The organism is Oleiphilus sp. HI0079 (assembly GCF_001635105.1).
Genome location: NZ_LWFT01001375.1, coordinates 1 through 751 on the forward strand (window position 1 = coordinate 1; position 751 = coordinate 751).

Below are 751 nucleotides of genomic sequence, written 5' to 3' on the forward strand. Positions count from 1 at the left end.
TGTTTTGGGGAATGAATCGAGTAAGGGCATCGAGTGGGTTTACAGCCTTGCGAAACATCATATCGCTGAAAGCTGGAGCGCATCAGCAGAGACGGCGCTGACTGACTTAGATGAGGGCCGTGTCGAGTCACTTTGCTCTGAGCGGGAAGATCTAAGCGATGTGCCATTTTTTACTGTCGATGGTGAGCGAACGCGGGATATGGATGATGCGCTATACATTGCGCGTGATGGCAGCGGCTGGTTACTTTCTGTTGCCATTGCTGATCCAGAAGCTTTGATAAGCTCTGAGCCCGAGTTGGAGAAAGAGGTGCTCGAGCGCTCCGCTTCGTTGTATGCGCCTGGCAAAATTGTCCCTATGCTTCCTGAAAAGTTGAGTTCTGATTTGTGCTCTCTTGTAGAGGGTAAAAAGCGTCTGGCAAAGGTCTTTAAGATTCAAGTAAGTGAAACTGGTGAACTTACAGATTTTACGATCTCGCAAGCCGCAATCACATCGGCTCAAAAGCTATCCTATGCGCAGGCAAGTGGAGTAGAGTCGACGGAGTTAAAATCCGTAGTAGCTGAACAGTTACCGTTGTTGCAAAGCTTGTCAGAAAAGATGTTGGAATGGCGAAGAGAGAATGCTTGTGTACAACAAGGAAGAACAGAATTTTATCTCGAGCTAAACGATAAGCAGAAAATTGAGGCGATTAAACCCCGTGAGACACATACTGCGCATGCTTGGGTAGAAGAGTGCATGCTGTTGGTGAATCGC

1 protein-coding gene is annotated in these 751 nt (G+C 47.7%); it reads left to right on the forward strand.

Annotated features, from left to right (window positions below; genetic code table 11):
- On the forward strand, window positions 1-751 hold a 751-nt coding region (locus A3750_RS23765; protein WP_156498896.1), incomplete at both ends, for an RNB domain-containing ribonuclease.